Annotated in this window: 26 protein-coding genes; 19 read left to right on the top strand and 7 right to left on the bottom strand. The window is 60.0% G+C overall.

Annotated elements, in window-relative coordinates:
- Nucleotides 1–85: 85 nt before the first annotated feature.
- Nucleotides 86–574, bottom strand: a complete 489-nt coding sequence (locus tag ACOYXI_RS15240) for a DUF3015 domain-containing protein (protein ID WP_007909797.1) — start codon at nt 572–574, stop codon at nt 86–88.
- A gap of 277 nt (nt 575–851) precedes the next feature.
- Between ACOYXI_RS15240 and ACOYXI_RS15235 the strand changes: the two genes are divergently transcribed.
- Together ACOYXI_RS15235 and ACOYXI_RS15230 are read left to right on the top strand one after the other, a co-directional pair.
- On the top strand, nt 852–3,290 hold the full coding sequence (locus ACOYXI_RS15235; protein ID WP_027612829.1) for a Lon protease family protein: 2,439 nt from the start codon (nt 852–854) through the stop codon (nt 3,288–3,290).
- Between the two features lie 326 nt (nt 3,291–3,616).
- Nucleotides 3,617–3,946, top strand: coding sequence for a PA4575 family protein (locus tag ACOYXI_RS15230; protein WP_007963794.1), 330 nt, complete (start codon nt 3,617–3,619; stop codon nt 3,944–3,946).
- Between the two features lie 6 nt (nt 3,947–3,952).
- Here ACOYXI_RS15230 and ACOYXI_RS15225 read toward each other — a convergent pair whose 3' ends face one another.
- Nucleotides 3,953–5,785, bottom strand: coding sequence for a hypothetical protein (locus ACOYXI_RS15225; RefSeq protein WP_461675005.1), 1,833 nt, complete (start codon nt 5,783–5,785; stop codon nt 3,953–3,955).
- A 176-nt stretch (nt 5,786–5,961) separates the two neighbouring features.
- On the opposite strand from ACOYXI_RS15225, the gene ACOYXI_RS15220 reads away from it, so the two are divergent.
- From ACOYXI_RS15220 to ACOYXI_RS15210, 3 genes are all read left to right on the top strand, one after another.
- Complete coding sequence (locus ACOYXI_RS15220) at nt 5,962–6,450, top strand: TIGR00645 family protein (protein WP_007963798.1); 489 nt, start codon at nt 5,962–5,964, stop codon at nt 6,448–6,450.
- A 135-nt stretch (nt 6,451–6,585) separates the two neighbouring features.
- Entirely contained in the window at nt 6,586–6,891 is a 306-nt protein-coding gene (locus ACOYXI_RS15215; protein WP_096795239.1) for a DUF6482 family protein, read from the top strand.
- A 121-nt stretch (nt 6,892–7,012) separates the two neighbouring features.
- Nucleotides 7,013–7,630 (top strand): FKBP-type peptidyl-prolyl cis-trans isomerase, encoded by a 618-nt coding sequence (locus tag ACOYXI_RS15210; protein WP_003228367.1) that lies wholly within the window; start codon nt 7,013–7,015, stop codon nt 7,628–7,630.
- A 135-nt stretch (nt 7,631–7,765) separates the two neighbouring features.
- Here ACOYXI_RS15210 and ACOYXI_RS15205 read toward each other — a convergent pair whose 3' ends face one another.
- The 3 genes from ACOYXI_RS15205 to ACOYXI_RS15195 form a co-directional block, all read right to left on the bottom strand.
- Nucleotides 7,766–8,023: a PA4570 family protein gene (locus ACOYXI_RS15205; protein ID WP_003228365.1), complete on the bottom strand. Its 258-nt coding sequence runs from the start codon at nt 8,021–8,023 to the stop codon at nt 7,766–7,768.
- A 204-nt stretch (nt 8,024–8,227) separates the two neighbouring features.
- Nucleotides 8,228–8,569 carry a zinc ribbon domain-containing protein YjdM gene (locus ACOYXI_RS15200; RefSeq protein WP_003228364.1) on the bottom strand — a complete coding sequence of 114 codons (342 nt, stop codon included), beginning with the start codon at nt 8,567–8,569 and terminating at the stop codon, nt 8,228–8,230.
- Between the two features lie 180 nt (nt 8,570–8,749).
- Entirely contained in the window at nt 8,750–9,718 is a 969-nt protein-coding gene (locus ACOYXI_RS15195; RefSeq protein ID WP_003228362.1) for a polyprenyl synthetase family protein, read from the bottom strand.
- 241 nt (nt 9,719–9,959) lie between these two features.
- Between ACOYXI_RS15195 and rplU the strand changes: the two genes are divergently transcribed.
- The 5 genes from rplU to ACOYXI_RS15170 all read left to right on the top strand — a co-directional run bounded on the left by rplU (nt 9,960) and on the right by ACOYXI_RS15170 (nt 13,717).
- Complete coding sequence (gene rplU / locus ACOYXI_RS15190; RefSeq protein WP_003228361.1) at nt 9,960–10,271, top strand: 50S ribosomal protein L21; 312 nt, start codon at nt 9,960–9,962, stop codon at nt 10,269–10,271.
- A gap of 35 nt (nt 10,272–10,306) precedes the next feature.
- Entirely contained in the window at nt 10,307–10,564 is a 258-nt protein-coding gene (rpmA, locus tag ACOYXI_RS15185) for a 50S ribosomal protein L27 (RefSeq protein WP_003228360.1), read from the top strand.
- Between the two features lie 194 nt (nt 10,565–10,758).
- Nucleotides 10,759–11,982: an Obg family GTPase CgtA gene (gene cgtA, locus ACOYXI_RS15180; RefSeq protein ID WP_461675004.1), complete on the top strand. Its 1,224-nt coding sequence runs from the start codon at nt 10,759–10,761 to the stop codon at nt 11,980–11,982.
- Nucleotides 11,983–12,119: 137 nt separating this feature from the next.
- Entirely contained in the window at nt 12,120–13,238 is a 1,119-nt protein-coding gene (gene proB, locus ACOYXI_RS15175) for a glutamate 5-kinase (RefSeq protein ID WP_027612826.1), read from the top strand.
- A gap of 11 nt (nt 13,239–13,249) precedes the next feature.
- Entirely contained in the window at nt 13,250–13,717 is a 468-nt protein-coding gene (locus ACOYXI_RS15170) for a CreA family protein (protein ID WP_003228353.1), read from the top strand.
- A 183-nt stretch (nt 13,718–13,900) separates the two neighbouring features.
- On the opposite strand, the gene rpsT is transcribed toward ACOYXI_RS15170, so the two are convergent.
- Nucleotides 13,901–14,173 (bottom strand): 30S ribosomal protein S20, encoded by a 273-nt coding sequence (gene rpsT, locus ACOYXI_RS15165; protein ID WP_003228351.1) that lies wholly within the window; start codon nt 14,171–14,173, stop codon nt 13,901–13,903.
- A gap of 252 nt (nt 14,174–14,425) precedes the next feature.
- Here rpsT and murJ point away from each other — a divergent pair, with 252 nt between their 5' ends.
- The 6 genes from murJ (at nt 14,426) to ispH (ending at nt 21,959) form a co-directional block, all read left to right on the top strand.
- Nucleotides 14,426–15,964: a murein biosynthesis integral membrane protein MurJ gene (gene murJ, locus ACOYXI_RS15160; protein WP_098965698.1), complete on the top strand. Its 1,539-nt coding sequence runs from the start codon at nt 14,426–14,428 to the stop codon at nt 15,962–15,964.
- Nucleotides 15,965–16,093: 129 nt separating this feature from the next.
- The gene (ribF, locus tag ACOYXI_RS15155) at nt 16,094–17,032 is read left to right on the top strand and encodes a bifunctional riboflavin kinase/FAD synthetase (RefSeq protein ID WP_042561145.1); all 939 of its coding nucleotides are present in this window, start codon (nt 16,094–16,096) and stop codon (nt 17,030–17,032) included.
- 13 nt (nt 17,033–17,045) lie between these two features.
- Nucleotides 17,046–19,877, top strand: coding sequence for an isoleucine--tRNA ligase (gene ileS / locus ACOYXI_RS15150; RefSeq protein WP_135296593.1), 2,832 nt, complete (start codon nt 17,046–17,048; stop codon nt 19,875–19,877).
- Nucleotides 19,870–20,382, top strand: a complete 513-nt coding sequence (gene lspA / locus ACOYXI_RS15145; RefSeq protein WP_007963824.1) for a signal peptidase II — start codon at nt 19,870–19,872, stop codon at nt 20,380–20,382. Before ileS ends, lspA begins: the two co-directional genes overlap by 8 nt.
- Nucleotides 20,383–20,389: 7 nt before the next feature.
- Entirely contained in the window at nt 20,390–20,827 is a 438-nt protein-coding gene (gene fkpB, locus ACOYXI_RS15140; RefSeq protein WP_461675568.1) for an FKBP-type peptidyl-prolyl cis-trans isomerase, read from the top strand.
- A gap of 187 nt (nt 20,828–21,014) precedes the next feature.
- Nucleotides 21,015–21,959, top strand: a complete 945-nt coding sequence (gene ispH / locus ACOYXI_RS15135; protein ID WP_003228337.1) for a 4-hydroxy-3-methylbut-2-enyl diphosphate reductase — start codon at nt 21,015–21,017, stop codon at nt 21,957–21,959.
- Here the strand turns inward: ispH and ACOYXI_RS15130 are convergent.
- Nucleotides 21,916–22,485 carry a GspH/FimT family pseudopilin gene (locus ACOYXI_RS15130; RefSeq protein ID WP_461675003.1) on the bottom strand — a complete coding sequence of 190 codons (570 nt, stop codon included), beginning with the start codon at nt 22,483–22,485 and terminating at the stop codon, nt 21,916–21,918. The two genes, ispH and ACOYXI_RS15130, sit on opposite strands and share 44 nt — an antisense overlap.
- 131 nt (nt 22,486–22,616) lie before the next feature.
- Between ACOYXI_RS15130 and ACOYXI_RS15125 the strand changes: the two genes are divergently transcribed.
- From ACOYXI_RS15125 to ACOYXI_RS15115, 3 genes are read left to right on the top strand one after another with little or no spacing between them, the layout of a single operon-like run.
- Entirely contained in the window at nt 22,617–23,090 is a 474-nt protein-coding gene (locus ACOYXI_RS15125; RefSeq protein ID WP_098965689.1) for a GspH/FimT family pseudopilin, read from the top strand.
- Entirely contained in the window at nt 23,087–23,536 is a 450-nt protein-coding gene (pilV, locus tag ACOYXI_RS15120; RefSeq protein WP_134787363.1) for a type IV pilus modification protein PilV, read from the top strand. The genes ACOYXI_RS15125 and pilV overlap by 4 nt, the downstream gene beginning before the upstream one ends.
- Nucleotides 23,533–24,246, top strand: a complete 714-nt coding sequence (locus tag ACOYXI_RS15115) for a PilW family protein (RefSeq protein WP_461675002.1) — start codon at nt 23,533–23,535, stop codon at nt 24,244–24,246. The genes pilV and ACOYXI_RS15115 overlap by 4 nt, the downstream gene beginning before the upstream one ends.
- Nucleotides 24,247–24,255 lie beyond the last annotated feature (9 nt).

Raw genomic sequence — 24,255 nt, 5'->3', positions numbered from 1 at the left:
CCCCTCACCACAGGTTCAGCGTCACATTCGAGTGATTGCACTCAAAACAAAACCCGCTTCCCGAAAGAAGCGGGTGGGGTCGAGCTTAAGCCTGAGTTGCGTACTTGGCCAGACGTGGGTCCGACTTCAGCACGGCCAGGGTGTTGGTATGCACGTCTTCTGCGGTCACGTCAGCCTTGCTGAAGATCTGCTGGAAGTGCTCGTGAGTGACAGCCGCGAAGTGCGCACGGTCTTCCGGCGCCACGCCCAGTACCACGGCGTAGGTCGTCAGCGCTTCGCCGTTGCCCTTGGCCATGTCTTCGGACAGCTCGTTCATCATGCCATTCATGGCGAACCAGGATTTACCGCCGTAGGTCAGCGACGCGTTGGTCGAGCAACCGTTGGTGCCGGAAGTCATACCGAACGTAGCGTTACCGGAGGTGCCGTTAGTGGTGGATGCCAGGAAGTGTGCCGGGGTGCCACGCTGACCTTCGAACAGCATGTTGCCCCAACCGCAATCCGGGCCACCCGGGGCTTGCGCCATGGCGTTGATGGAAACAGCGGTGAAGAGAGTACCGAGAAGAATCCGTTTCATAGCTTTGTTCTCTTTGTGTGCATACCAATGGACAGGGTTCTGACACCTGAAGGTGCCAGTGGGCCAGTATTAGTTCCAGCCGCGCAGTTTGGAGTTTAGGCACGTTCCGGGGGTTCCGTGATTTTTTACAAAAGATTTGGCGATAACCCCGGATTCACGGGGGACGGGGCGGGGTGGCCCGGTTGACTATGCTTTGTCGTGTGGCGCGCCTTGCCAGTGGGGCACGGGCAGCGCCAGAATGCCGCTATCCGCCCCGCCTGATTGTTAAGGAAGCCCGATGCCTGATCCTGTTGCTGCCAGCCTGCGTATAGCGCCCGAAGCGCTGACTCGTCCGTTTTCCGCTGAACAGTTCAGCTTCACTACCACCAATGATCTGGAGCCCTTTCGCGGTGTGCTCGGCCAGGAACGTGCGGTCGAAGCCTTGCAGTTCGGTGTGGCGATGCCACGCCCCGGTTACAACGTCTTTGTCATGGGCGAGCCCGGCACTGGCCGCTTCTCGTTCGTCAAACGCTACCTGAAGGCCGAAGGCAAGCGCCTGCAGACCCCGGCGGACTGGGTCTACGTCAATAATTTCGATGAGCCGCGCGAGCCCCGCGCGCTGGAATTGCCTTCTGGCACGGCGGCTTCGTTCATCGGTGACATCAACGGCCTGATCGATAACCTGCTGGCAACCTTTCCGGCCGTGTTCGAACACCCGTCCTACCAGCAGAAGAAAAGCGCCATCGACCGCGCCTTCAACCAGCGCTACGACAAGGCCCTCGATATCATCGAACGGCTGGCGCTGGAGAAGGACGTCGCCCTGTACCGCGACAGCAGCAATATCGCCTTCACGCCGATGCTTGAAGGCAAGGCGCTGGATGAAGCGGAATTCGCCCAATTGCCGGAAGCCGAGCGCGAACGGTTTCACGAAGACATCTCCGGCCTCGAAGAGCGTCTGAACGAAGAACTCGCCAGCCTGCCGCAGTGGAAGCGTGAGTCGAACAATCAACTGCGTCAGCTCAACGAGGAAACCATCACCCTGGCCTTGCAGCCGTTGCTCTCGCCGTTGTCCGAGAAGTACGCGGAGAACGCTGCGGTCTGCGGTTACCTGCAAGCGATGCAGGTGTACTTGCTGAAAACCGTGGTCGAGCAACTGGTCGACGACAGCAAGACCGACGCCGTGGCGCGCAAGCTGCTGGAAGAGCAATACGCGCCGAGCCTGGTGGTCGGTCATCCGGCCAGCGGCGGGGCGCCGGTAGTGTTCGAGCCGCACCCGACTTACGAAAACCTGTTCGGGCGCATCGAGTACACCACCGATCAGGGCGCGCTTTACACCACTTACCGGCAGTTGCGTCCAGGTGCTTTGCATCGGGCCAATGGCGGTTTTTTGATTCTTGAAGCGGAAAAAATGCTCAGCGAGCCGTTCGTGTGGGACGCGCTGAAACGCGCCCTGCAATCGCGCAAGCTGAAAATGGAATCGCCGCTGGGCGAGATGGGCCGTTTCGCCACGGTGACCCTCAACCCGCAACACATTCCGTTGCAGGTCAAAGTCATCATCATCGGCGCGCGGCAGTTGTATTACACGCTGCAGGACCTGGATCCGGACTTCCAGGAGATGTTCCGCGTGCTGGTCGACTTCGACGAAGACATCCCGATGGTCGACGAAAGCCTGGAGCAGTTCGCCCAGTTGCTGAAAACCCGTACTTCGGAGGAAGGCATGGCGCCGCTGACCGCCGATGCGGTGGCGCGTCTGGCGACCTACAGCGCGCGGCTGGCCGAGCATCAGGGGCGTTTGTCGGCGCGGATCGGCGATCTGTTCCAACTGGTCAGTGAAGCGGATTTCATTCGTCATCTGGCCGGTGATGAAATGACCGATGCCGGGCACATCGAGCGGGCGCTGAAAGCCAAGGCCACTCGCACCGGTCGGGTCTCGGCGCGGATTCTCGACGACATGCTCGCCGGGATCATCCTGATCGACACCGACGGCGCCGCGGTCGGCAAGTGCAACGGGCTGACCGTGCTTGAAGTCGGTGACTCGGCGTTCGGTGTGCCGGCGCGGATTTCCGCCACGGTGTACCCGGGCGGCAGCGGTATCGTCGACATCGAGCGCGAGGTCAACCTTGGGCAACCGATCCACTCCAAGGGCGTGATGATCCTTACCGGGTATCTGGGCAGCCGTTACGCCCAGGAATTCCCGCTGGCGATTTCCGCGAGCATCGCGCTGGAGCAATCCTACGGTTACGTTGATGGCGACAGCGCATCGCTGGGCGAGGCTTGCACGCTGATTTCGGCGCTGTCGAAAACCCCGCTCAAGCAGTGCTTTGCGATCACCGGTTCGATCAACCAGTTCGGCGAAGTGCAGGCAGTCGGCGGGGTCAACGAGAAGATCGAAGGTTTCTTCCGCCTCTGCGAAGCGCGCGGGCTGACCGGCGAGCAGGGCGCGATCATTCCGCAGGCCAACGTCGCCACGCTGATGCTCGACGAGAAGGTGCTGGCGGCGGTGCGCGCCGGGCAGTTCCACGTGTACGCGGTGCGTCAGGCTGACGAAGCGCTGAGCCTGTTGGTCGGCGAGCCGGCCGGTGAGCCGGATGCTGACGGTCAGTTCCCCGAGGGCAGCGTCAACGCGCGCGTGGTCGAGCGTCTGCGGGTGATTGCCGAGATGATCAGTGAAGACGACCTCAAAGAGGCGGAAAAGGAACTGGCGCAGGAGGCACTAGCCGAAGCCAAACCAGCCTGACCGCAAACGCGGTAAAAACTGTGGGAGGGGGCTTGCTCCCGAAGGCGGTGTACCAATCGACACATTAGTTGATTGAGACACCGCCTTCGGGAGCAAGCCCCCTCCCACAGTTGTTTTTCCAGATTGATTTTTGCGCTGATCTTCGGGAAAAGTGCCACTACTCTGGCGTCAGAATTCACACAATGACCATTCGGCGCCTTCTGGTTCTATCCAGCTTGCGCGGCGGACTTTTCTTCTATTCTCTGCTCAAGGACATCGACAGTATCACTGGATCGAAACAGCTTTCGCGTGAAGGCTGAATACAGGCTTTACCGAGGGTCGCCGCCATGTCGCGCAACCTCTGCCTCACCCGTCAGTGCCTGGGTCTTGTGACCCGCATCGAATGCGCCATCAAACCGTTGGCCGGCGATAACGGCATGTGGACCTTGCTCTTCGCTGCCGGCATGGCTGGCGAACAACCCTCCGCCATCAAGGCCCAGGGCCCGTTTCACGGGCCGGTCGCCGCCGAGTCGATTCTCGACACTATTGTGGAAAGCCTGACGATGCACGGCTACGAGCTGGCCGACGATCCGCAGATCTGGAGCCTGCACCTGCAGGCACAGTTGCGCCAGATCAATGGCGGGCGTGGGCGTACGGTCGGCGTGTTCGACCACTAGGCGCAATCATGGCGCGGTGTCGGACTGCTGCGCCTTGTCGAGTTTGACCTCAAAGCCGTATTGCACGGTATTGAGCTCGGTCCGCTGATAGGTCTCCACGTGCGTTGGACGACCATAGAAGTAATGCACGCCGAACAGCGCCGGGCCATCCGCACTCGCGTCATGACTGACCGAGAGAATCTGTTTCAGGTAGTTGCCGCTGTCGTCCTTGACGAAGAATCGCCAGGCGTTGGCCGGAAACAGTTTCAGGTCCACCACCAACGTGTTGTTCTTGATCTCCAGGCCTTTGGGCAGGGATTTGGCGTCGTAGGCTTTTTTCTCCACGCTGGCGAGAAACAGCGGCATCGACCCCACGGCAATCGCCGGGGTTTCCGGAAACAGGTTCAAATCGTAAGTGATGGTCGCCTGCAGCGGATCGACCTGATACGCCTCGGGCGGCAGTTCGATCGGCTCATCGAGTTTGCCGCTGCGTTTCTCGGTGAAGAACGTCACGGGACTCTCGCCGGGGCTGAAATCATCACCGAGCAATTCATCGTTGAAGGTTCGCCGGTGAGAGAACTCGATGCGTGCAGCGCTCGGATCCTCCACGGACTGATGGATGCGGATACCGGCCTTCAACGCTTCCTCGGTGAGGCTCGCGCCCTTGAGCCAGTTCGGCGCCAGATCGTCATAGACGACCACCGCCGGGTCCAGCGGTTGGATGGCTTTTTCGGTGGTGTGCTGGCTGAAAGTGCGCACTGGCAGATCCAGTGTTTTGCGGGTCACGGTTGCCGATGAGAAATCCAGCACGCTGACTTCGAGGGTGTCGATGGGGCCGTTGAAGTAGACCTTGTTGTAGCGGCGCGGATGCTGCTGCTCGAAGGTCTGCTGTTCGTCCTCGAGCTGTTTTTCCAACGCCTCGCTCCAGGTTTTCTGCTGTTGCAGATACGCCAGTTGTTTCTCGTAGAAGGCGACTTGTGCCGGGCTCTCATTGATTGAGCCGGCGCGCACCAGGTATTGCCCGCTGGTGTCACGGGCCTGGACGATGACTGGATTGAGCTGCGCACCCTCGACCTCAGGGGCCAGTGGCAGGCTGTTGCTGAATTCGACTTCGGCGTAGTTCTTTTCAAGCTTCAGCAGGGTGACGCTGAGGTTGTCATCGGTGGGGGTCTGGCCGACGTCCTTCTGGCTCAGGTTGAAGCTGAACAGGCGGCGCGGCGCGATGACTTCGACTTTGCCTTGCAGGCTCACCGGTTGTGGCTGGCTCTTCTTGTCCACGTCCAGCCCTTCGATGAACGGGTAGGTCACGGTCAGGTCATCGGGGTTGTTGACGTTGGAGCTGGACGGGCTCAACTGAATGCCGGGATCGGTTTCCGACCACTCCGGCTGATAGGCGATCACGCGCTTGTTGCTCAGGGTCACCGACTGCCATTCCACGCCGTGCGGGAATAGAAAGCCGCCGGGAATGTTCAGGTTGAACGGGAATACCGGTTGCAGGTCGGTAAGGTAATCGGAGCTGGCGTCCTTGTGCAGCACGAACAGTCCGTTGATAAAGGTATCGACCAGCGCCTGCGGCGAAGGGTAGTGCTTGAGGATGCCGAGGGTGTCTTCGCCGTAGACGGTTTTCAGCGGGGTGCTGTCGAGCTTGAGCTGCGCGCGTTCGAGCAGCAGCAGCGAACCGCCGAGTTCGGTCACGGCGTCCTTGAGTTTCGGGTCGGTAATGGCGTCCAGTGAGTGTTCGAAGGTTGCCGTCTTCGCGTCGAGGCTGACCGAGGGTTTTTTCTCTTCGCCGGGAGAGCAGCCACCCAGCAGCAGAACGAGGCAAATTCCGGCAGTCGTCAACGGTAATCGCACATGCATTTCCAGTCGTCCTGTCCACTTTCGCTAGGCGGTCAATGGTTTGGACAGTAGCAGAAAAAAAATCACACACACACATGCAGGTTGCGGTGATGGGAGGTGCGAGCCGGGCGGTTTCTGGCGGTCACGGGCGGCTGGTATACTCGCCGCCGATTTCAATCCTTATTGTGTGAGAGTCAATGGAACGCTTTATCGAAAATGCAATGTACGCCACGCGCTGGCTGCTGGCGCCGATCTATATCGGGCTGTCCCTCGGGCTGCTGGCGCTGGCATTGAAATTCTTCCAGGAAGTGTTTCATGTCATTCCCAACGTGTTTTCCATGGCCGAATCGGATCTGATTCTGGTGCTGCTGTCGCTGATCGACATGGCGCTGGTGGGCGGCCTGTTGGTGATGGTGATGATTTCCGGCTACGAAAACTTCGTGTCCGAGCTGAACATCGACGAAGGCAAAGAGAAACTCAGCTGGCTGGGCACCATGGACTCCTCGTCGCTGAAGATGAAAGTGGCGGCGTCGATCGTGGCGATTTCCTCGATCCACCTGCTGCGGATCTTCATGGATGCCAAGAACGTCGATCCCGAGCACCTGATGTGGTACGTGATCATCCACATGACCTTCGTGATTTCGGCGTTCGCGATGGGTTACCTGGACAAGCTCACCAAGCACTGATCATTGTTTGATCGCTGCAAAAAAACCGCCCGTCTGTTGCGAAACAGACGGGCGGTGTCGTTTGTGGCTTGTGCTTTGGCGCGCGCGGGCATATCCCTGTAAGGGTCCTGGCTCGCCACCGCACGAGGTGCGTTCATGAACCTGCAAGAGTTGAATGCGTTTGCCATCGCCAGAAAGGTCGATGAGCTGAACCTGATCTCCATGGAGGGCGGGATTTATCTGCTCGAAGCGCGGATGCACGGGGCGGCGTATCCGCTGAGTGATCTCAAGGGCGAGATGCTGCAGCTGCGCTCGGTGGAGCATGCGCGGGATTTGCTGCATAACTTTCCGGTGCTGCCGTTCAACCTTGTACACACCTCGGTGCACGACGAAATGTGCGGCCTGGGCGTCAGTGACGAGGAAAGCCTGAAAGTGCCGCTGGCCTGGCGCTCGGCCCTGTAGGCGTTGCGCCCCATCGCCGGGCATCTGTGCTAGTCTGCTCGCCCTTTTGGTTCCGGGCGCGCCGGGACGCGCTGTGCACGCACGGCAAGTCTGATGGCCGTCCGCACAGCGGAGCAGTGTCATGTCCGAAGTAAATCTGTCCACCGACGAAACCCGCGTCAGCTACGGTATTGGCCGTCAGCTGGGTGACCAGCTGCGCGACAACCCGCCACCGGGTGTCAGCCTGGACGCCATCCTGGCCGGTCTGACCGACGCATTCGCCGGCAAGCCAAGCCGTGTCGATCAGGAAGCCATGTCCGCCAGCTTCAAAGTGATCCGCGAGATCATGCAAGCCGAAGCCGCTGCCAAGGCTGAAGCGGCTGCCGGTGAAGGCCGTGCTTTCCTGGCTGAAAACGCCAAGAAAGAAGGCATCACTACTCTGGCTTCCGGTCTGCAATTCGAAGTGCTGACCCAGGGCGAAGGCGCCAAGCCATCCCGTGAAGACACCGTGCGTACTCACTACCACGGCATGCTGATCGACGGCACTGTGTTCGACAGCTCCTACGATCGTGGCCAGCCAGCAGAATTCCCGGTGGGCGGCGTGATCGCCGGCTGGACCGAAGCCCTGCAACTGATGAACGCCGGCAGCAAATGGCGCCTGTACGTGCCGAGCGAACTGGCTTACGGCGCTCAAGGCGTTGGCAGCATCCCGCCGCACAGCGTTCTGGTATTCGACGTCGAGCTGCTGGACGTTCTGTAATGCCTGGCCTGTCCCGGTGACAGGTCAATAATGTGGGAGCGGGCTTGCTCGCGAAGGCGTCCTTTCAGGCAATCATCCGTTGCCTGACACAGCGCTTTCGCCAGCAGGCTGGCTCCCACAGTTTTTCCGCGCTACTCATATTTCGATCTTGTGATGCAGCTCATTGGTCGGGCGCAACGCCCGGGCATAGCAGAACAGGAACAGATTGCGCACCAGCTCCTTGAGCACCAGCGGTTCGCTGGAATTCAGGCTGCTGACGTCCAGATCACCCTGATCCTGCAGCTCATGCAGGGCTTCTTCTTCCAGTACCGCACAGACTTCGCCGGTTTCCCGATGCAGGATCCTGAGGTACGGGTGTGGGCGATCCAGCCAGGCGTCGATCAAATAAGTCATGGGTCTCATCTCCTTGAAAGGTTTCAATGAGAATAATTCTTATTCGTCAAATAGCAAGTGCCTATTGACGGAATGCGATTTTTTCCGGGTAAAGATTGCGTAAGGTCAAAACGGCTGGCGTCTGGCTATTACGCGAGAATGCGGGGGCTGGCGGGGAGGGTGACGCACCATCCCGCGGCGGGCACGGGATGGCTGACAGCAGGATCAGACCTTTCTGACGAACTCGGACTTGAGCTTCATCGGGCCGATGCCATCGATCTTGCAGTCGATGTCGTGGTCGCCATCGCACAGGCGGATGTTCTTGACCTTGGTGCCGACCTTGACCACCAGCGAAGTGCCCTTGACCTTCAGGTCCTTGATCACGGTGATGGTGTCGCCGTCCTGCAACACGTTGCCGACCGAATCTTTCTTCACGGCATCATCGGATGCCACTTCGGCTTCGCCGTTGGCCGACCACTCGTGGGCGCACTCCGGGCAGATCAGTTGGGCACCGTCTTCGTAGGTGTATTCGGAATTGCATTTCGGGCAGGGTGGCAACGTGCTCACTAAGGCTCCTTGATAGGGGATCGCTAAAAGTCGCACATTGTATAGGGTTTTACGCGCAGGAGGGCATAGAGCAGAAACAACTGTGGGAGCGGGCTTGCTCGCGAATGCGGTGTGTCATTGAACATTAATGTTGAATGACAGGTTGCTTTCACGAGCAAGCCCGCTCCCACAGAAGGCAGATCAGTGCGTGCGGGCGACCGCAAATTCGCTCAGTTCCACCAGTGCATCGCGGTATTCGCTGGCCGGCAGCGCGTCGAGGCACTTGATCGCACGGGCCACGTAGTCGCGGGCCAGTTGCGCGGTGTACTCCAGCGAACCCGAGGCTTCCACGGCGATGCGGATGCTTTCGAGGTCTTCGATCCCGCCTTTCTGGATCGCCTGACGTACCAGAGCAGCTTGCTCCGGCGTACCTTCGCGCATGGTGTAGATCAGCGGCAGGGTCGGCTTGCCTTCGGCCAGATCGTCACCGACGTTCTTGCCCAGAGTCTCGGCATCACCCTTGTAGTCCAGCAGGTCGTCGACCAGCTGGAACGCCACGCCGAGGTGATCACCGAAGGTGCGCAGGGCTTCGCTCTGCTCGGCGGTGGCACCGGCCAGTGCGGCGGCGCTGTGGGTCGAGGCTTCGAAAAGCATCGCGGTCTTGCCGCGGATGACTTCCATGTAGGTTTCTTCGGTGGTGCTGGCGTCGCGTACCTTGGACAGTTGCAACACTTCGCCTTCTGCGATGATGCGCGTGGCCTGGGACAGGATCTTCATCACCGGCATCGAGCCCAGCTCGACCATCATTTCGAACGAGCGCGAGTACAGGAAGTCGCCGACCAGCACGCTCGGGGCGTTGCCCCACATAGCGTTGGCGGTCGAGCGGCCACGGCGCATGCCGGACATGTCGACCACGTCGTCATGCAGCAGGGTCGCGGTGTGCAGGAATTCGATGGTGGCGGCCAGCAGGCGCATGTCGTCGCCTTCGCGACCCAGGGCCTTACCGCACAGCAGCACCAATAAAGGACGCAGGCGTTTGCCGCCGGCCGAGGTGATGTAATCGCCGATTTTCGATACCAGCGGCACTCGGGAAGTCAGCTGCTTCTTGATGATGCCGTCGACGGCGTTAAAATCGTCCGCCACCGCGCGGTAGAAAGCTTGGGGTTGCATCAGCGACAGTTGCTCCAGAAGGGTTGCGCGGCATGCTAGGACCCACACCGGGGCCTGTCAAGGCGCGATGGACGGCCACTTGCGTGACTCTCGCGGCTTGCGTACAATCGCGCACCCTGAACTTCCTGGGCAGCACCTGCCTTACGCAATTGCACTTGGGCCGTTCCAGCCCCATGCAGCCATGCCAGCCAATACCTCTTCTTATAAAGAGCTGGGTGAGCAGGATTATCGGAGAAATACCATGTACGCAGTAATCGTTACCGGCGGTAAGCAATACAAGGTCGCTGAAGGTGAATACCTGAAGATCGAAAAACTGGAAGTCGCTACTGGCGAATCCGTGACTTTTGACCGCGTTCTGCTGGTCGCCAATGGCGACGACGTGAACATCGGCGCACCTGTTGTTGCTGGCGCAACCGTCAAGGCTGAAGTGATCTCCCAAGGTCGTCACGATAAAGTCCGCATCATCAAGTTCCGTCGCCGTAAGCACCACATGAAGCGTATGGGCCACCGCCAGTGGTTCACCGAGATCAAAATCACCGGTATTCAGGCTTAATTACAGCCTAATTCCTCACTAGGAGAATTGAACTCATGGCACACAAAAAAGCTGGTGGTAGTACCCGTAACGGTCGCGACTCAGAAGCCAAACGCCTTGGCGTGAAGATGTATGGCGGCCAGGTCATCAAGGCCGGCAACATCATCGTGCGTCAGCGCGGCACCCAATTCCACGCTGGCTACGGCGTTGGCATGGGTAAGGATCACACCCTCTTCGCGAAAATCGAAGGCGTGATCAAGTTTGAAGTAAAAGGCGCCTTCGGTCGTCGTTACGTGAGCGTTGTCGCGGCTTAATCGCGAGATCGCTGGAAGAGCCCTGTCTTGCGACGGGGCTTTTTCGTTTGTGGGGTGAGTCTCTTGCAAAACTGTTTGTATGGGCTGTCGGCGTGCGATGCAGGTCGTGTTTTGGGGTCGCTGCGCTCATTTTTGCAAGAGTCTTATGTCTTGATTGTTTTTCGGCTCGTCCGTATGGCGAGAGGCGTTGAGTTATGAAGTTTGTAGACGAAGTATCGATCCGCGTAAAAGCTGGCGACGGCGGCAATGGCTGCATGAGTTTCCGTCGGGAAAAATTCATTGAAAACGGCGGCCCGAACGGCGGTGATGGCGGTGACGGTGGTTCCATCTACATGATGGCCGACGAAAACCTCAACACCCTGGTCGACTACCGTTACACCCGGCACTTCGATGCCGAGCGTGGCTCCAACGGCGGCAGCACCGATTGCACCGGCAAGAAAGGTGAAGACCTGATCCTGCGCGTGCCGGTCGGTACCACCGTGATCGACTCGGCCACCCAGGAAGTGATTGGCGACCTGACCAAGGCCGGCCAGAAACTGATGGTGGTGCAGGGCGGTTGGCACGGTCTGGGCAATACCCGTTTCAAATCCAGTACCAACCGTGCGCCGCGCCAGACCACTCCGGGCAAGCCGGGTGAGCAGCGCGACCTGAAACTGGAAATGAAAGTGCTGGCTGACGTCGGTCTGCTGGGCTTGCCGAATGCCGGTAAAAGTACCTTTATCCGTTCGGTGTCGGCGGCCAAGCCGAAAGTCGCCGACTACCCGTTCACCACGCTGGTGCCGAACCTGGGTGTGGTCAGCGTTGACCGCTGGAAAAGCTTCGTCATCGCCGACATTCCGGGTCTGATCGAGGGCGCTTCCGACGGTGCCGGCCTGGGTATTCGCTTCCTCAAGCACCTGGCGCGTACGCGTCTGTTGCTGCACCTCGTCGACATGGCGCCGCTGGATGACACCAGCGCACCGGACGCTGCTGAAGTGATCGTCAACGAACTGGTCAAATTCAGTCCGTCGCTGGCCGAGCGTGATCGCTGGCTGGTGCTGAACAAGTGCGACCAGATCCTTGAAGAAGAGCATGAAGAGCGCGTCAAGGAAATCGTTGATCGCCTGCAGTGGGAAGGTCCTGTCTACGTGATCTCGGCCATCGCCAAAGAAGGCACCGAGCGCCTGACCCGCGACATCATGCGTTATCTGGAAGATCGTGCCGATCGCCTGGCTAACGACCCGGCGTACAAGGGAGAGCTGGCCGATCTCGATCAGCGCATCGAAGACGAAGCCCGTGCACAGTTGCAGGCGCTGGATGACAAGCGTGCCCTGCGTCGCAGCGGCGTGAAGTCGGTCCACGACATCGGCGACGATGACTGGGACGAAGAAGATGTGGATGATGAAGACGGTCCGGAAATCATTTACGTGCGCGACTGATTCGTTGCAGTAAACTTAAGCGCCGCTCAATCGAGCGGCGTTTTAGTATCTGGAAATCGATCGTTGGTCACCAATAGCCACGATTAACGTCACGGGCAGCGCTGGGTCGCGCTGTCCTCAAGCTAAGGTTGAAGATGATGCGGAGCAAAGTGACAGGTGCGCAGCGTTGGGTCGTGAAGATCGGCAGCGCTTTGCTGACAGCTGATGGCAAAGGGCTGGATCGTGCGGCAATGAGTGTCTGGGTCGAGCAGATGGTCGCCCTGCATGAGGCAGGTGTCGAGTTGGTGCTGGTGTCCTCCGGGGCGGTGGCTGCCGGCATGAGCCGTCTGGGCTGGACCGCACGACCCAGTGCGATGCACGAGCTCCAGGCCGCTGCTGCAATCGGCCAGATGGGCTTGGTGCAGGCCTGGGAGTCGAGCTTTGCCGAGCATGGCCGGCACACCGCGCAGATTCTCCTGACTCACGATGACTTGTCCGACCGCAAGCGCTACCTCAACGCCCGCAGCACCCTGCGTGCCCTGGTCGAGCTGAAAGTCATCCCGGTGATCAACGAAAACGACACCGTGGTCACCGATGAAATCCGTTTCGGCGACAACGACACGCTGGCAGCGCTGGTGGCCAACCTGGTCGAGGCCGATCTGTTGGTGATCCTCACCGATCGCGACGGCATGTTCGACGCCGATCCGCGCAACAACCCCGATGCGCAGCTGATTTACGAAGCGCGCGCCGATGATCCGACGCTTGATGCGGTGGCGGGCGGTACTGGTGGCGCGCTGGGGCGTGGCGGCATGCAGACCAAGCTGCGTGCGGCGCGGCTGGCGGCGCGCTCCGGGGCGCACACGATCATCGTTGGTGGGCGTCTGGAGCGAGTGCTCGATCGCCTGAAGGCTGGCGAGCGCATCGGTACGCTGCTGTCTCCTGAGCGCGGCATGCTGGCGGCGCGCAAGCAGTGGCTGGCCGGGCATCTGCAGACGCGCGGCACGCTGGTGCTGGATGAGGGTGCGGTGTCGGCATTGTCCCAGGGCAACAAGAGTCTGTTGCCGGTCGGCGTCAAATTGGTCCAGGGCAGCTTCCGGCGTGGCGAGATGGTGGTCTGCGTGGCGCCGGACGGTCGCGAAATTGCTCGCGGTCTGGCCAACTACAGTGCGCTTGAAGCGCAAAAAATCATTGGTCAGTCGTCGGATGCAATTGTCGGCGTGCTGGGCTACATGGCTGAGCCGGAACTGGTTCACCGTGACAACCTGATTCTGGTCTAAGGAAAAACGCGATGCGCATGGCAAAAGGATTGTTGGGTCTGCTGATGGCGTTGCCATTACTGGCCTCGGCCGAGGAAATCGGTCAGGTGTCGACGGTGTTCAAGTTCGTCGGCCCAAATGACCGGATCGTGGTCGAGGCTTTCGATGATCCGAAAGTCGATGGCGTGACCTGCTACCTGTCCCGCGCCAAGACGGGTGGGGTAAAGGGTGGTCTGGGTCTGGCCGAGGATCGTGCCGAGGCGTCGATTGCCTGTCGTCAGGTCGGTCCGATCAAGTTCAAGGGAGAACTGAAGGATGGTGATGAGGTGTTCAAGGAGCGCACATCGCTGGTGTTCAAGACCATGCAGGTGGTGCGTTTCCTTGACAAGAAGCGCAATACGCTGGTGTACCTTGTCTACAGCGATCGCGTGATCGAAGGTAGCCCGCAGAATGCGGTGACGGCGATTCCGATCGTGCCGTGGGTTCCTGTTCAGCAATAACACCGCAAATCCACAATGTGGGAGCGGGCTTGCTCGCGAATAGGTCGTGTCAGTCGCTAGAAATGCCGGCTGACAGATTGCATTCGCGAGCAAGCCCGCTCCCACTTTTTTATGTGCGGGATTCACCAAATCGCAGGCAATAAAAAACCGACCCTAAGGTCGGTTTTTTAATGACTACGTCGATTAAGCAGCTTCTTTCAGTGCCTTGACGTGGCCATTCAGACGGCTCTTATGACGAGCAGCCTTGTTCTTGTGGATGATGCCTTTATCGGCCATGCGGTCGATAACTGGCACAGCCAGAACGTATGCAGCTTGAGCTTTTTCAGCGTCTTTTGCGTCGATGGCCTTAACTACATTCTTGATGTAGGTACGAACCATGGAACGCAGGCTGGCGTTGTGGCTGCGACGCTTCTCAGCCTGTTTTGCACGTTTTTTGGCGGAAGGTGAGTTGGCCACCGTCGAGCTCCTCGAAAGACTTTTTAGGAAATAGCAAACAAAATAGGCCGCGAATCATGCCGATGAAGAGAAGTCTTGTCAAGGGCGCTTGAAACGTTCCGCTAAGTGGTAGGTGTAAAGAGGCGGGATATTTATTTCCGGCGCTTGACCTGTAAACTCGCGAGCTTTGGCTCTGTGCTGTTGCGGCGCAGAGTATCGCACAAGTAGGCGCATTGTTCGCCTGCTGTTTATCGACAGGCACACATTCCCTCAATGAATCTGCTCAAATCGTTGGCCGCCGTCAGCTCTATCACCATGCTTTCCCGGGTTCTCGGGTTCGTCCGTGACACGCTCATCGCTCGCACGTTCGGTGCCGGAATGGCGACGGATGCCTTTTTTATTGCCTTCAAACTGCCCAACCTGCTGCGGCGAATCTTCGCCGAGGGCGCGTTCTCGCAGGCCTTTGTGCCGATTCTGGCGGAATACAAGAGTCAGCAGGGTGAAGAGGCGACCCGTACCTTTATTGCTTATGTCTCGGGCCTGCTGACCCTGGTGCTGGCATTGGTCACCGTGCTGGGCATGATCGCCGCGCCGTGGGTGATCTGGGCCACGGCGCCGGGTTTTGCCGACACGCCGGAAAAATTCCAGCTCACCTCCGACCTGCTGCGGGTGACGTTCCCTTATATATTGCTGATCTCCCTGTCCTCGCTGGCCGGGGCGATCCTCAATACCTGGAACCGCTTTTCGGTGCCGGCCTTCGTGCCGACCCTGCTCAACGTCAGCATGATTGTGTTCTCGCTGTTCCTCACGCCGTATTTCGATCCGCCGGTGATGGCCCTCGGCTGGGCGGTACTGGTCGGTGGTCTGGCGCAGTTGCTCTATCAACTGCCGCACCTGAAAAAGATCGGCATGCTGGTGCTGCCGCGCTTGAATCTGCGCGATAGCGGCGTCTGGCGGGTGATGAAGCAGATGCTGCCGGCGATCATCGGTGTCTCGGTCAGCCAGATTTCGCTGATCATCAACACCATTTTTGCCTCGTTTCTGGTCGCCGGCTCGGTGTCGTGGATGTATTACGCCGACCGTTTGATGGAATTGCCGTCCGGTGTGCTCGGCGTAGCGTTGGGCACCATTTTGCTGCCTACGCTGGCCAAGACTTATGCGAGCAAGGATCGCCACGAATATTCGCGGATCCTCGACTGGGGGCTGCGCCTGTGCTTCGTGCTGGTGTTGCCGTGTGCACTGGCTCTGGGAATTCTCGCCGAGCCACTGACCGTCTCATTGTTCCAGTACGGTCAATTCAGCGCGTTTGATGCGTCCATGACCCAGCGTGCGCTGATTGCCTATTCTGTCGGTCTGCTCGGAATTATCGTGATCAAAGTGCTGGCGCCGGGCTTTTACGCGCAACAGAACATCCGCACCCCGGTAAAAATCGCAATCTTCACCCTGATCGTCACTCAACTGTTCAACCTGGTGTTGATCGGGCCGCTGGCTCACGCCGGTCTGGCGCTGGCGATCAGTGCCGGTGCCTGCCTCAATGCCGGGCTGCTGTTCTATCAACTGCGCAAGCAAAAGATGTATCAGCCGCAACCGGGCTGGTACATGTTCGGCTTCAAACTGGTAGTGGCGGTAGCGGTCATGTCGGCGGTATTACTACTGGGCATGCATTTCATGCCGGCCTGGGATCAGGGGCACATGCTGGAGCGCTTCCTGCGTCTGGGGGCATTGGTAGTTGCCGGTGTGGTGGCATATTTCGGTATGTTGCTGCTGCTCGGTTTCCGTCTGCGCGACTTCAATCGCAAGGCTTTGAGCTGAGGTTTCAGCCTTTATAAACGGGCGCGGGCCGGCAGTTTTGTCGGCTCGATCACTTTGCGTTACGGTGTTGCCTGTCGTCGACCGTCGGGTGTGGTTATAATCGACCACTTTATGAGCAAGAAGCGCGTTATGCAGCTGGTTCGAGGCCTCCACAACTTGCGCCCCCAGCATCGGGGCTGCGTCGCCACTATTGGCAACTTTGACGGTGTTCACCGTGGTCACCAGGCTATCCTGGCCCGGCTGCGTGAGCGTGCGCTCGAGTTGGGCGTACCCAGCTGCGTGGTGATTTTCGAGCCGCAGCCACGGGAATTCTTTGCCCCGGAGACCGCTCCGGCGCGTCTGGCCCGCTTGCGTGACAAGCTGCAGCTGCTGGCCGCCGAAGGCGTCGACCGGGTGTTGTGCCTGGCTTTCAATCAGCGCCTGAGCAAGCTCAGCGCCAGTGAGTTCGTCGATACCATCCTGGTGGACGGCCTCGGCGTGCAGCATCTGGAAGTCGGCGACGATTTCCGCTTCGGCTGCGATCGCCTTGGCGATTTCGATTTTCTGCTGCAGGCCGGCCAGGTTCACGGTTTTACCGTGGAAGCCGCGCAAACCGTCGAGCTGGACGGCATTCGCGTCAGCAGCACTCAGGTGCGCAACGCGTTGGCCGCCGCCGATTTTGCCTTGGCCGAACGCTTGCTCGGCCGCCCGTACCGGATCGCCGGTCGCGTGCTGCACGGTCAGAAACTGGCCCGGCAACTGGGTACGCCCACTGCCAACATTCAACTCAAGCGCCGTCGCGTACCGTTCACCGGGGTTTATCTGGTGGATGTGGACATCGACGGCAAGACCTGGCCCGGCGTCGCCAATATTGGCGTGCGGCCTACGGTCCAAGGTGATGGCAAAGCCCACCTTGAAGTTCATCTACTGGATTTTGCCGGCGATCTGTATGACCGGCGTCTGACGGTGGTTTTCCACCAAAAGCTGCGTGAAGAGCAGCGCTTCGCCTCTCTGGAGGCACTGAAAACGGCGATCAACGCGGATGTCGCCACCGCCCGTGCACTAGCCGCACCTAGCGCCCATCGCTAATGAAGAGCCTTAAATGACCGACTATAAAGCCACGCTTAACCTTCCGGACACCGCCTTCCCAATGAAGGCCGGCCTGCCACAGCGCGAACCGCAGATCCTGCAGCGCTGGGACAGTATTGGCCTGTACGGAAAGTTGCGCGAGATTGGCAAGGATCGTCCGAAGTTCGTCCTGCACGACGGCCCTCCGTACGCCAACGGCACGATCCACATCGGTCACGCACTGAACAAAATTCTCAAGGACATGATCATCCGCTCGAAGACCCTGTCGGGTTTCGACGCGCCGTATGTTCCGGGCTGGGACTGCCACGGCCTGCCGATCGAGCACAAGGTTGAAGTGACCCACGGCAAGAACCTGGGCGCGGACAAGACCCGCGAGCTGTGCCGTGCCTATGCCACCGAGCAGATCGAAGGGCAGAAGACCGAGTTCATCCGCCTCGGCGTGCTGGGCGACTTCGCCAACCCGTACAAGACCATGAACTTCAAGAACGAGGCCGGTGAAATCCGCGCTCTCGCCGAAATCGTCAAGGGCGGTTTCGTGTTCAAGGGCCTCAAGCCGGTGAACTGGTGCTTCGATTGCGGCTCGGCCCTGGCCGAAGCCGAAGTCGAGTACGAGAACAAGAAGTCCTCGACCATCGACGTGGCCTTCCCGATCGCTGACGAAGCCAAACTGGCTGCCGCGTTCGGTCTGCCGTCGCTGAGCAAGCCTGCCTCGATCGTGATCTGGACCACCACCCCGTGGACCATCCCGGCCAACCAGGCACTGAACGTGCACCCGGAATTCAACTACGCCTTGGTCGATATCGGCGACAAGCTGCTGGTTCTGGCTGAAGAGCTGGTTGAATCCTGCCTGTCGCGTTACGGCGTTGAAGGCTCGGTAATCGCGACCAGCACCGGTAAAGAGCTGGAACTGATCAACTTCCGTCACCCGTTCTACGACCGCCTGTCGCCAGTCTATCTGGCCGACTACGTCGAACTGGGCGCCGGCACCGGTGTGGTTCACTCCGCCCCGGCCTACGGTGTGGACGACTTCGTGACCTGCAAGAAGTACGGCATGGTCAACGATGACATCCTCAATCCGGTACAAAGCAACGGCGTGTACGTGCCGTCGCTGGAGTTCTTTGGCGGCCAGTTCATCTGGAAGGCCAACCCGGCCATCGTCGAAAAACTCACCGAAGTCGGTGCGCTGCTGCACACCACCGTCATCGAACACAGCTACATGCACTGCTGGCGCCACAAGACCCCGCTGATCTACCGCGCCACCGCGCAGTGGTTCATCGGCATGGACAAAGAGCCGGTCAGCGGCGACACCCTGCGCGTGCGCTCGCTCAAAGCCATCGAAGACACCAAGTTCGTTCCGGCCTGGGGCCAGGCGCGCCTGCACTCGATGATCGCCAACCGTCCGGACTGGTGCATCTCCCGTCAGCGTAACTGGGGCGTGCCGATCCCGTTCTTCCTCAACAAGGAAAGCGGCGAACTGCACCCACGCACCGTCGAGCTGATGGAAGAAGTCGCCAAGCGCGTTGAAGTCGAAGGCATCGAAGCCTGGTTCAAGCTCGACGCCGCTGAACTGCTGGGCGACGAAGCGCCGCTGTACGACAAGATCAGCGATACCCTCGACGTGTGGTTCGACTCGGGCACCACCCACTGGCACGTGCTGCGCGGTTCGCACCCGATGGGTCACGAAACCGGCCCGCGCGCCGACCTGTACCTGGAAGGTTCCGACCAGCACCGCGGCTGGTTCCACTCGTCGCTGTTGACCGGTTGCGCCATCGACAACCACGCGCCGTACCGCGAGCTGCTGACCCACGGCTTCACCGTCGACGAGTCCGGCCGCAAGATGTCCAAGTCGCTGGGCAACGTGATCGCGCCGCAGAAAGTCAACGACACTCTGGGCGCCGACATCATGCGTCTGTGGGTCGCGTCGACCGACTACTCCGGCGAAATGGCCGTGTCCGAGCAGATCCTGCAACGCAGCGCGGACGCCTATCGTCGCATCCGTAACACCGCGCGTTTCCTGCTTTCCAACCTGACCGGTTTCAACCCGGCCACCGACCTGCTGCCGGCTGAAGACATGCTCGCACTGGATCGCTGGGCGGTGGACCGTACTTTGCTGCTGCAACGCGAACTGCAAGAGCACTACGGCGAATACCGTTTCTGGAACGTTTACTCGAAGATCCACAACTTCTGCGTGCAGGAGCTGGGTGGTTTCTACCTCGACATCATCAAGGACCGCCAGTACACCACCGGCGCCGACAGCAAGGCACGTCGCTCGTGCCAGACCGCGCTGTTCCACATCTCCGAAGCGCTGGTGCGCTGGATCGCACCGATCCTCGCGTTCACCGCCGACGAGCTGTGGCAGTACCTGCCGGGCGAGCGCAACGAATCGGTGATGCTCAACACCTGGTACGAAGGTCTGACCGAGCTGCCGGAAGGCTTCGAGCTGGGTCGCGCGTACTGGGATCGCATCATGGAAGTGAAGGTGGCGGTCAACAAAGAGATGGAAATCCAGCGTGCGGCCAAAGCCGTCGGTGGCAACCTGCAAGCCGAAGTGACGCTGTTCGCCGAAGAGGCGCTGAGCGCCGACCTGGCCAAGCTGAGCAACGAGCTGCGCTTTGTATTGATCACCTCGACTGCCAGCGTGGCACCTTTCGTTCAGGCACCTGCGGACGCGGTAGCCACCGAAGTCAGCGGCCTGAAACTGAAGATCGTAAAATCGGCCTTCCCGAAATGCGCCCGTTGCTGGCACTGCCGCGAAGACGTTGGCGTGAACCCGGAGCATCCGGAAATCTGCGGTCGTTGCGTCGACAACATCAGCGGCGCCGGCGAGGTTCGTCACTATGCCTAACGCCGTTGGCCGTTTCGGACGGTTGAGCTGGCTCTGGTTGAGTTTGCTGGTTCTGGTCATCGACCAGGCCAGCAAGTTCTACTTCGAAGGCAAGCTCGAAATGTTCCAGCAGATCGTGATCATTCCCGATTACTTCAGCTGGACCCTGGCCTACAACACCGGCGCGGCCTTCAGCTTCCTGGCCGACAGCTCCGGCTGGCAGCGCTGGCTGTTCGCCCTGATCGCGATTGTGGTCAGTGCGGTGCTGGTGGTCTGGCTCAAGCGTCTGGGGCGCAACGATACCTGGCTGGCTGTCGCTTTGGCGCTGGTGCTGGGCGGCGCGCTGGGCAATCTGTATGACCGCATCGCCCTGGGCCATGTGATCGACTTCATTCTGGTGCACTGGCAGAACCGCTGGTACTTCCCGGCGTTCAACTTCGCCGACAGCGCCATCACCGTCGGTGCGGTGATGCTGGCACTGGACATGTTCAAATCGAAGAAAACCGGAGAAGCCGTTCATGACTGAACAGGTATTGGCTGAGCAACGCATCGGCCAGAACACGGAAGTCACTTTGCACTTTGCATTGCGCCTGGAGAACGGCGACACCGTCGACAGCACGTTCGACAAGGCCCCGGCGACCTTCAAGGTCGGCGACGGCAACCTGCTGCCGGGTTTCGAAGCGGCATTGTTCGGCTTCAAGGCCGGCGACAAGCGTACGCTGACCGTCGAGCCGGAAAACGCTTTCGGCCAGCCGAACCCGCAAAACGTACAGATCATCCCGCGCGCGCAGTTTGCCGACATGGAACTGTCGCCGGGTCTGCTGGTGATCTTCAACGATGCGGCCAATACTGAGCTGCCGGGTGTGGTGAAAGAGTTCGATGACGCGCAAGTGACCATCGACTTCAACCACCCGCTGGCCGGCAAGACGCTGACCTTTGACGTCGAGATCATCAACGTCAAAGCGATCTGAGTACACCGCAGAACAATGGTGGGAGCGGGCTTGCTCGCGAATGCTGACTGACATTCAACATAGAAGTTGTCTGACACACTGCTTTCGCGAGCAAGCCCGCTCCCACATTGGATTTTTGCTGGATTTGAGCAATGTGCTCGATCAGCAGGACGTAAATTTATTTCGCGCGCAAGACACGAGGCACAGCATGCAAATCAAACTCGCCAACCCCCGTGGCTTCTGCGCCGGCGTGGACCGGGCGATCGAAATCGTCAACCGCGCCCTGGAAGTCTTCGGGCCGCCGATCTACGTGCGTCATGAAGTGGTGCACAACAAGTTCGTGGTCGAAGACCTGCGCAGCCGTGGCGCGATCTTCGTCGAGGAGCTGGATCAGGTGCCGGACGACGTCATCGTAATCTTCAGTGCTCACGGAGTTTCTCAAGCCGTACGCAGCGAAGCCGCCGGCCGTGGCCTGAAGGTATTCGACGCCACTTGCCCGCTGGTGACCAAGGTGCACATCGAAGTCGCGAAATACAGCCGCGACGGCCGTGAGTGCATCCTGATCGGCCACGCCGGTCACCCGGAAGTCGAAGGCACCATGGGCCAGTACGACGGCAGTAACGGCGGCGCGATCTACCTCGTCGAAGACGAGAAAGACGTAGCCGAACTGCAAGTACGGAACCCGGAAAAACTGGCGTTCGTGACCCAGACCACCCTGTCGATGGACGACACCAGTCGGGTGATCGATGCCCTGCGCACACGTTTCCCGGCCATCGGTGGTCCGCGCAAGGACGACATCTGCTACGCCACGCAAAACCGTCAGGATGCGGTGAAGCAACTGGCCGACGAATGCGATGTGGTGTTGGTGGTGGGCAGCCCGAACAGCTCCAACTCCAACCGCCTGCGTGAGCTGGCCGAACGCATGGCCACGCCGGCCTACCTGATCGACGGCGCCGAAGACCTGCAGAAGAGCTGGTTCGAGGGTGTCGAGCGCATCGGCATCACCGCCGGTGCTTCCGCGCCGGAAGTGCTGGTGCGCGGCGTAATCCAGCAATTGCAAGCCTGGGGCGCGACCGGTGCCGATGAACTGGCCGGTCGCGAAGAGAACATCACGTTCTCGATGCCGAAAGAGCTGCGCGTCCGTTCGATCTGACGCTCTTCGCCTTCAGGCACAATGCCTGCTCAGCCTTCGCGCTGGTCAGGCGCACCCGGCCGGTTGCCGCCAGCACCACCTGGCGCTGGCTGACCGGCTCGCGTGCCGAACAGATATGTAATGTCCCTGCCTGAAACGCCCGCCCGGGCATCAGCGGTTGTCCCAGACTGCTGAAGCGCACGTAACGACTGACCGCCCAATTACCGACAATCGGTGTCCGCCCGTCACTCGTATGCTCCACCAGCAGGGGATTGCTGCTGTCCAGCGACCCCTTGCCGCTGATATCCAGAATGATCCGCCAGCCCTGACTCCAGTCGCCGTTGATGCCATGGATAACCACGCTCTGATTGCGGGTGATGGCCAGGGTGCGGGCGTTGCGAATGCCTTCAACCAGTGACCGCGCCGCCTGGTCGCGCTGAGTCGACTCGGTGAAGGCGGCGAACGCCGGGCTGACCAGCGCCAGAACAATTGCGCCAATCGCCAGTCCCATAAGCAATTCGATCAGGCTGAAACCCTGTTGCGGCATGACAACTCCCTCCGTGGAGCATGAAGCCCGGCGCGATCCTTTTCGCCGGGCAGGGCAAATCAACCGACGCGGGCCGGTTGAATGTTCTAGTTTGTAGAAGCAGGTATAGCCGACGGCAACGGAGGGCATCGATGGATCATCGTACAAAAGGTTTCACGCTGCCCGAGTTGTTGGCTGCGGTAGCGGTGATGGTGATCCTCATCACCCTGGCGGTGCCGGGCTTCACCCGCTCGATCCAGAGCAGCAAGGCCGACACCGAAATGGGCGACCTGCAGCGCGCCATCAACTACGCGCGGCTGGAGGCGATTGATCGCGGCGTGACCACACGCTTGCGCCCGAGCGCCGGCGGCAGCGTGTGGACCGGCGAATTGTCGGTCTACGACAGTACTGGCACTCCGGCCAATGTATTACGGGTTGTTCCAGCGATGAGCAGCGGCGCGACTCTGACGCTACCCTCAGGAGTGACCGCACTGGATTTCAACAATCTGGGCGGCCTGGCGGCGCCGTCGACGGCGGTGGCCATTAGTTATGTGCTGGGAACACAAAGCAGGACGCTGAACGTGTGTCTGAACGGACGAATTCAATTGGGTGGAAGTTGCGGATGAGGGCAGGGAGCACACAGGCACAGGAGGGCATGTCGCTGATCGAGGTACTGGTCGCGTTGCTGATTCTGACCGTCGGCATATTGGGCGCGGCCGCCGTTCAAGTGAATGCGCTGAAGTACACCGACAGTTCGCGGATGACCAGTCAGGCGAGCTTCATCGCCTACGACATGATGGACCGCATCCGCGCCAATTCCGCTGCCGATTACACGGTCACGCCGCCGACCGCCGGCAACCTCAGCGTCGCCCGCGATCAGGATCTCTACGATTTCACCACTAACATCGTCAATTTCGGCGGGCCGACTGCCACGGGCACGATCACCCTCAATCAACGGGTGTACACCATCACCATCAACTGGAATGACTCACGGGCGGCGAATGCCACCGGTACCACCCGCAGCTTCGTTCTGACCAGTCGCGCCACGGTCGATCCGGTGGCCACGCCATGAAGCATGATCAGCGGGGGTTCGGCCTGATCGAAATGCTCATCGCGCTAGCGCTTGGGCTGATCATCGTACTGGGGGTGGTGCAGACGTTCCTTGCAGCCAAAAACACTTACGTCAGCCAGAACACCGCCGCTGCGATGCAGGAAGACGCACGTTTTGTCCTGAGCAAGATGATTCAGGAACTGCGCATGGTCGGCATGTTCGGCTGTCTGGGCACGATTACTGACGCGAGCTCGGCGGGGGATTTCAACGCGGCGCAGATCATCCCGATCAGTTGGGACAACAGCAACCTCAAGCTGACTCTGGTTACCGCCGATGTCGGCGGCAGTGGTGGCACGCCGACCTGGACGGTGGTCTCCGATTGCCGCAACAGTGCCACGGCCTATACCGGGTTGCGGGCGGCAGCGAACGGGCAGATCGCTTTTCCGATCCGCCGCTTGGTCTACAGCTTCAGAAACAACCAGATTCTCATGGGCACCGGCAGCGGTACTCCGACCCAACAGGTGCTGGTGAACAATGTCAGTGCGTTCAGCGTCATGTTCGGTCTGGCGACGTCCGCCACTGACGTCGCGGCGTCCTCCTACAGTGCCAACCCTAGCGATCCGGCGCGCATCCGCAGTGTGCGACTGAGCCTGACCCTCACTGACCCGAACAACCGGGTGGCCAATCAAACCTTCAACGTGGTTGCCGCTTTGCGCAACCGCTTGCAATGAGGGCCGGGC

This window comes from Pseudomonas sp. G3-19 (assembly GCF_054855875.1).
The sequence above is the reverse complement of the archived record's forward strand: the minus strand, read 5'-3'. Positions and strand labels throughout refer to the sequence as shown.